This is a genomic window from uncultured Porphyromonas sp. (assembly GCF_934359325.1).
GTDB lineage: Bacteria > Bacteroidota > Bacteroidia > Bacteroidales > Porphyromonadaceae > Porphyromonas_A.
Map to the genome: position 1 here is coordinate 1 of NZ_CAKRLH010000091.1, position 6,169 is coordinate 6,169.

Genomic DNA, 6,169 nt, shown 5'->3' on the forward strand with positions numbered 1-6,169 from the left:
GCACCGGTGCTGATGTCGCCGACAGCGGCAACTATGTGGTGCGATGGCAGGTCCGTCCGGGGATGAGTGGCGAGGTTGCCATCTACGCTTCTGATGACGCAGGCAGTTATCCGGTTCAGCCGACCAAGGTGGAGCCTATCGGGAAGGAGTGGGCAACATTTGCGACCGAGGGCAGCTTCTTTACCAGACACTACTTCCTCCTCGTATTTGACGACCGAGAGGTAAGGGTCACGGGGACAAGGGTCATACCGACGGAGGGATTCTCCAACCTCAGAGACGCCGGTGGATATATGACCGATCAGGGGTATCAGATGAAATGGGGTCAGCTCTACCGCGGGGGAAGGTATCGCCAGCTCACACCGAGGGACAGCCTCATCATCTCCTCTATAGGACTGAAGCATAATGTCGTCCTGAGCGACTCCTACTCATTTGTCTACCTCACTAATGGCATCGGGAATGTCCTCCAGAAGGACTTCGCCGCCAATACCCCGGTCGACTACAAATCTGTCCTGGAAAGGATCGGTAACGGAGCCATGACCCAGGAGGGGGTGATCCTCTTCGTCCACGATATGTTCAATAGTCTGGCATATGAAAATCCTGAGCAGCTCTCCGCCGCCCTCCACTACCTCCTCGACCCGGACCACTATCCGGTGATGATCAGCGATGAGTGGGGCAAGGACCGGACCGCCTTCCTCGTCATGCTGATCCAGTACAGCCTGGGCGTCTCCAGGTCAGATATTCTCTCGGACTATCTGCTGAGCAACGCCCTGCTCCCTGTGGAGCAGCTGGCGCCTCAGGGATTTCGCTTTGCACCAGGCAGACAGGAGGCCCTGACGGAGTTCTTCCGCTGTCGACCCAGCGACCTTCTCTCCATCATGACCGACATCGAGAATAAGTACGGCACCCTGGAAAACTATATGGACAAGGTGCTGGACTTCGACGAGTCAGACAGGATCCGACTGAGGGAGTTACTGCTCTACTGATCAGAAACCGAGACAAGCAGCCACTCTGGCGAGACAACCTTTGTCCGTCAGGGTGGCTGCTTTTATTTCATCAAGAGGATACCTCAACCACCAAGTCAATAATAATCGGAAGCCTCAGAAGGATCACCAATCCGCTCGGAGAGTATTTGTTTTACTCTGAGTCACCCTTTGACTAATATCGGTATTAGACAAAACTATAGTCGGTATTAGTTGACACTATTACCGGTATTAGTCAAAACTATTACCGGTAATAGAAATGACGAACCACTACCTTCTGATTACCAATCTGGTGTGTCCATCCTTGTACAGTCTCCGTCTAAGGGTTATGAGATCGAAGACTTGTGAGAGAAGATTCGGATGCGCTTACCCAGCCCAGCGAACACAGGACAACAGGCTAGTGGACAAAAAAGCGTATCTTTGCGTGACAAAATTGCAGAGGTACCCAATCGTACTTCGCACAGCGTCCGCTCGGAGGGAAGAGGGGATGCTGTGGAATGAGCAGATATGAGCATGACGAAGAAGAATTATAAGACTTACGATCAGCTAAGCCTCTCGAGTATTGATCGGGAGGTGCTGGAGTTGTGGAAGAGAGAAGATCCCTTCGAGGCCTCACTCAAGTGGCGCGAGGGGGCACCGAGGTTTATCTTCTATGAGGGTCCTCCCTCAGCTAATGGTATGCCGGGGATCCACCACGTCATGGCTCGCACGATCAAGGATATTATCTGCCGCTACAAGACGATGGAGGGCTTCCTCGTCGACCGCAAGGCTGGGTGGGACACCCACGGACTGCCGGTAGAGATCGGTGTGGAGAAGAAGCTTGGCATCACCAAGGCGGACATCGGCACCAAGATTTCAGTCGATGAGTACAATGAAGCGTGCCGCAAGGAGGTGATGAAGTACACCGCCGAGTGGCGCAAGCTCACGTCTGAGATGGGCTACTGGGTGGATCTGGATCACCCCTACATCACCTACGACAATCGCTACATAGAAACCCTGTGGTATCTCCTGAAGCAGCTCTTCGAGAAGGATCTGCTCTACAAGGGATACACCATACAGCCCTACTCTCCCGCCGCTGGCACCGGACTCAGCTCCCATGAGCTGAGTCAGCCGGGTGCCTATAGGGACGTGAAGGACACCTCCTGCACAGCACTGATGGAGATCATCGATCCCGCTGAGGAGATACAGGGTCATGGGACCGCCTACTTCGCCGCCTGGACCACTACGCCGTGGACACTTCCCTCCAATATGGCTCTCGCTGTCGGTAGCGGGATCGACTATGTGGCGGTGCAGACATTTAACCCCTACTCCCTAGAGCCGATCACCGTCATGCTGGCGGAGCCGCGCCTCTCTGCCTATCTCAGTCCGGAGGGCGAGGAGCTGCCGATGGAGGCCCCCGAGAAGGGGAGCAAGGTGATGCCCTACCGCATCGTTGCCCGATATAAGGGGTCTGACCTCGTAGGACTGAGATACAAGCAGCTCTTTACCTGGGTCAAGCCTGATGAGGGGGCTCTGAGGGTGGTGGCAGCTGACTTTGTCACCACCGAGGATGGTACCGGCATCGTCCACATAGCACCCACCTTCGGTGCCGATGATAATGCGCTCGGCAAGAAGGAGCAGATCCCCGGCATGATGCTCATTGACAAGGGGGGCAAGGAGGTGCCAATGGTTGATCCCGAGGGGAAGTTTTACACCCTCGAGGATCTAGACCCACACTTCGTGGAGGAGCGGGTGGACGTTGCTCAGTACGGAGTCTACGCCGGTCGCTATGTCAAGAACGCCTACCTCGACAAGCCGTCCGATGCCGACTCTCTCGATATTGACCTCTGTATGGCACTCAAGGAGAGAGGCCAGGTATACAGGATCGAGAAATTTACTCACAGTTACCCCCACTGCTGGAGGACCGACAAGCCGATCCTTTACTACCCGCTGGACAGCTGGTTTATCCGCACCACGGCAGTCAAGGAGCGACTGATTGAGCTCAATAAGACGATCACCTGGAAGCCGGAGTCTACCGGCACGGGACGCTTTGGGCAGTGGCTGGAGAACCTCCAGGACTGGAACCTGTCCCGCTCACGCTACTGGGGTACTCCTCTGCCGATCTGGCACAACGAGGACTACAGCGAGCTGAAGTGTATCGGATCCGTCGAGGAGCTCTCGCGCGAGATCGACCTCTCGGTGGAGAAGGGGCTGATGAAGAGCAATCCCCTTGCCGATCGAGGGTTTGTCGTAGGTGAGTATACGGACGATAATTACGAGCGGATCGATCTCCACCGACCCTATGTGGACGACCTGATCCTCTGCGACAGCAAGGGGCGGCCAATGGTTAGGGAGACTGACCTCATTGATGTGTGGTTTGACTCCGGGGCAATGCCCTATGCTCAGCTGCACTACCCCTTTGAGCACCGCGAGATGGTGGATGAGAGGGGCTACTTCCCGGCCGACTTCATTGCCGAGGGAGTGGACCAGACGAGGGGGTGGTTCTTTACCCTCCATGCCATTGCGACGATGCTCTTTGACAGTGTCGCCTACAAGCACGTGATCTCAAATGGTCTCGTCTTGGATAAGAATGGAAATAAGATGTCGAAGCGCCTCGGCAATAGCGTAGACCCCTTCATGATTATGGAGCAGAAGGGGGCAGACGCTCTGAGGTGGTATATGATCACCAATTCCTCACCGTGGGACAACCTGAAGTTTGACCCCTCGGGCGTCGACGAGGTGACGCGCAAGCTCTTTGGCACACTGCACAACACCTACTCTTTCTTCGCTCTTTACGCAAATATCGACAACTTCGACCCCGCGACTGCTCGTAGGATCCCTCTTGAGGAGCGACCTGAGCTGGATCGATGGATCCTCTCGCGGCTCCACTCACTGATCACCGAGGTGAAGTCTGACCTCGAGGACTACGAACCGACAAAGGCCGGTCGCGAGATAGCTGCTATGGTGACAGACCAGCTGAGCAACTGGTATGTCCGCCTTGCTCGCAAGCGTTTCTGGGGCGGTGGCATGACCGATGACAAGCTCTCCGCCTACGAGACCCTTTACGAGTGCCTCGTCACGGTGGCTAAGCTGATGGCGCCCTTTGCCCCCTTCTACGCTGATCGTCTATACCGCGACCTCACTCAGGACGAGACGCAGTCCGTCCACCTCACAGACTATCCCAAGGCTGATCCCACAGTGATCAATGCCTCACTGGAGGAGGCTATGGACTATGCTCAGCGGATCTCCGGTATGGTACTCTCACTCCGTCGTAAGATGGACACGAAGGTGCGTCAGCCGCTGCAGAAGGTGGTGGTACTTACCTCCGATCCTCAGATGATCGAGTCGGTGAAGCACGTGGAGGAGCTGATCCTCTCCGAGGTGAATGTGAAGGAGCTGGTCTTCGACTCCGGATCCTCCGACCTCGTGGTGAAGAGAGTGAAGCCCAATTTCCGACTCCTCGGACCGATCTTCGGCAAGGATATGAAGAGAGCGGCTGCATACCTCACCAATATGTCTCGAGAGGAGATTGAGACCTTTGAGAAGGCCGGGAAGACCGAGTACGAGGGCAAGGAGATCACACTCAACAGCGTGGAGATAATCTCTGAGGACGTTCCGGGGTGGCTGGTACTCAACGAGGGCTCCATCACCATCGCTCTCGACGAGGAGATCACCGAGGAGATGCGTATCGAGGGTCTTGCCCGCGAGATGGTCAACCGGATCCAGAATCTCCGCAAGAGTTCCGGCTTTGACGTGGAGGATAAGATCGACATTCGCCTCGAGAAGACCCCGATGACGGAGCAGATCCTCGCGGCTCACAAGGACTACATCTCCACTCAGGTACAGGCTCGATCGATCGAGTCCGTCGAAGGACTCTCCACCGGGGAGCTTCTTGACCTGGATGAGAAGGTAACCCTACATGCAGAACTAACCATTGTAAACAAGTAAAAGAGATAACCATGGCTACTGTAAGATACTCTGATGAGGAGCTGGAGGAGTTTCGCCAGATCATCAATGAGAAGCTCGACAAGGCTCGTAAGGACTACGACTCGCTGATCGAGTCGATGAACGGAAGCGAGAATAGTGACATCAACGACACCTCGCCCTCGTACAAGAATCTCTCCGAGTCGGCGACCCTCGCCTCTCGCCAGGAGACAGCATCCCTCGCAGCGCGTCAGAAGAAATTTATCCAAAATCTGGAGGCTGCTCTGATCCGCATCGAGAATAAGACCTACGGCGTCTGCCGTATCACCGGCAAGCTCATCCCTAAGGAGCGGCTCCGTGCCGTCCCACACGCTACGCTTAGCGTCGAAGCAAAGAACGCCGGATACAAGTAATCACAGGTAAGTCTATCGTCTACAGTGAGCGTCAACGACATACCCTCCACAGCAGATCGACCTGTCACTGATCCGAGAGAGATGCCTGCAGATCGTCCCCGACGTCGACTTACTGTCGCTGTGGGACTGGCTCTCCTGCTCTTAGTTATTGACCAAGCTATCAAAATATGGGTCAAGACCCATATGCAGCTCGGCGAAAGCATCGTGGTGGCAGATTGGTTTCAGATCTACTTTACGGAGAATCCCGGGATGGCATTTGGCTGGGAGCTTTTTGACAAGCTCTTCCTGACTCTCTTCCGCATAGTCGCCAGCGTGCTGTTGGGGTGGCTGGTGGTCTACGTCTCGAGGAGGCGGTATGGTCGCGGTGTGCTGACCTGTCTGGTCGCTATCTTTGCCGGTGCAGTGGGTAATATCATCGACTCTATTTTTTACGGCAAGATTTTCACCCACAGCTACGGGCAGGTAGCGACGATCTTCCCCACGTCGCCGGAGACCGGCTATGGAGACTGGTTTCAGGGGAAGGTAGTGGATATGTTTTACTTCCCCATCATCCGCAGTCAGTGGCCCGAGTGGGTGCCCGGCTGGGGAGGAGAGGAGCTGATCTTTTTCCGCCCGATATTCAACTTTGCCGATGCCTGCATTTCGGTCGGTGTGATTGCGCTGCTGGTATTCTACAGCGGCTCTTTTGCTCACCTGATGGGTCATATCGGTAGTAAGAAACCTAAGGACAGAGCACCGGAGGACTCCGTCATACGTGATGAGGAAGCATCGTAGTCTCTGCAGCTTGATCCTGCTCTCCATCGCACTGATAGTGCTCCTCTCGCAGTGTCGCCGCCGACCGGATGCGATCCTGACGAGAGACGAGATGAAGGC

At 55.3% G+C, this 6,169-nt stretch carries 4 protein-coding genes; all 4 read left to right on the plus strand.

The annotated features are described in order from the left end of the window. On the plus strand, positions 1–983 hold a 983-nt coding region (locus Q0F21_RS04645; protein WP_297237841.1), incomplete at its 5' end, for a tyrosine-protein phosphatase. Between the two features lie 510 nt (positions 984–1,493). Next, the gene (gene ileS / locus Q0F21_RS04650) at positions 1,494–4,907 is read left to right on the plus strand and encodes an isoleucine--tRNA ligase (protein WP_297237843.1); all 3,414 of its coding nucleotides are present in this window, start codon (positions 1,494–1,496) and stop codon (positions 4,905–4,907) included. 11 nt (positions 4,908–4,918) lie between these two features. Then, complete coding sequence (locus Q0F21_RS04655; protein WP_018106643.1) at positions 4,919–5,296, plus strand: TraR/DksA C4-type zinc finger protein; 378 nt, start codon at positions 4,919–4,921, stop codon at positions 5,294–5,296. Between the two features lie 81 nt (positions 5,297–5,377). Then, the gene (locus tag Q0F21_RS04660; RefSeq protein ID WP_297237844.1) at positions 5,378–6,070 is read left to right on the plus strand and encodes a lipoprotein signal peptidase; all 693 of its coding nucleotides are present in this window, start codon (positions 5,378–5,380) and stop codon (positions 6,068–6,070) included. The last annotated feature ends 99 nt before the right edge of the window (positions 6,071–6,169 follow it).